This window comes from Lysinibacillus sp. NPDC056185, assembly GCF_047737915.1.
Lineage (GTDB): Bacteria > Bacillota > Bacilli > Bacillales_A > Planococcaceae > Lysinibacillus.
The window spans coordinates 1-1,081 of the sequence record NZ_JBLLLQ010000117.1 but is presented as its reverse complement, the minus strand read 5'-3'; the positions used below and the strand labels follow the sequence as shown (position 1 = coordinate 1,081).

Here is a 1,081-nt window from a genome sequence, read left to right as displayed (position 1 = left end):
GTCCTGCGGGTCCTCCACAACCCGCGGGGCCTGCGGCAGGAGTCCATCGACGACTATCAGGTCACCTACGATGCGGCCCGGTCTGCGGGCGAGCTGTACATCAGCGACGCTGAGGCGGAGATGCTGCGCCCTGTGCTCACCACGGCGTTCAGCATCACGCCCTCGGCGCCGAGGTCCAGGCCGTGAGTGGCATGGACCGGCTGCTGGCGCGGTCCCGGGCCTCGGCCGAGTGGCGGATGCGGGACAGGGTCCGCCTGTTCGCGCAGGCACCGGACGGTTTCGACCGGGAGCCCGGGGCCACGGTGCCGGGCGCGCGGACGACGCTGTACGAGGGCCGGGGCCGGGTGAAGCGGGTCATGCAGGCGGCTGGTGACCACGTGTCGGCGGCTGAGCGGCGGGTGTCCCTGCGGGACTACGAGGTGCACCTGCCGTGGTCCACGCCGCTGCCGCCCGACGTGCTGGTCACGCCGGGCTCCCAAGTCGAGGTGCTGGAGTCGGAGGACGCCCGCATGGTCGGCCTGATCTTGTGGGTGATCGGGGTGGCGTACTCGGACCAGGCCACGGCCTGGCGGCTCAGCACGGAGGACCGGTCATGAGTGCACAGTTCGACATGGGTGAGGTGCGCCGCTTGGAGCGGCACCTGACCCGCAGTATTCCCCGGCTGCGGCGGGAGGCCCGCGCGGTCACGATGCGCGGCGCGATGAACATCAAGAAGGACTGGCGGGCCAACGCAAGGGGGACCGCCGGCAAGCACGCCAGGCTGTACCCGCGGAGTATCAGCTACGACTTCGCTGCCTACGGCCGGGACCTGTTCATGGCCACGATTGGCCCGGACAAGGGCGGCCCGCAGGGCGCGCTCGGCAACCTGCTGGAGTACGGCTCGGTGAAGAACCCGCCGCACAACGACGGCGGCCGCGCCCTGGACGCGGAACTGCCCCGCTTCGAGGCGCAGATGCAGCTGCTCGCCGAGCGCGGCCTGGCCTGGTGGTGACGGATGCCCGCACCCGCCACCCCCGATGCGCTGCCCCACCTGGACGCCGTGCAGAAGGCCCTTGAGGACGTGGGGCTCACGGTCTACGTG

Annotated in this window: 3 protein-coding genes; all 3 read left to right on the top strand. The window is 71.5% G+C overall.

Translation table 11 applies throughout. The annotated features are described in order from the left end of the window. A partial coding sequence (locus tag ACMZ42_RS27295; protein WP_415733466.1) for a hypothetical protein occupies positions 1 to 186 on the top strand: 186 nt, incomplete at its 5' end. Between the two features lie 5 nt (positions 187 to 191). Beyond that, a complete protein-coding gene (locus ACMZ42_RS27290; RefSeq protein ID WP_375847171.1) occupies positions 192 to 596 on the top strand; it encodes a DUF6093 family protein in 405 nt (134 codons plus the stop codon). Beyond that, positions 593 to 991, top strand: coding sequence for a hypothetical protein (locus ACMZ42_RS27285; RefSeq protein ID WP_375847170.1), 399 nt, complete (start codon positions 593 to 595; stop codon positions 989 to 991). The genes ACMZ42_RS27290 and ACMZ42_RS27285 overlap by 4 nt, the downstream gene beginning before the upstream one ends. The last annotated feature ends 90 nt before the right edge of the window (positions 992 to 1,081 follow it).

Bases quoted from the DNA above. Each gene is read 5' to 3' on its own strand.
- ACMZ42_RS27285 (WP_375847170.1), top strand. From the start codon at position 593: ATGAGTGCACAGTTCGACATGGGTGAGGTGCGCCGCTTGGAGCGGCAC.
- ACMZ42_RS27290 (WP_375847171.1), top strand. From the start codon at position 192: ATGGACCGGCTGCTGGCGCGGTCCCGGGCCTCGGCCGAGTGGCGGATG.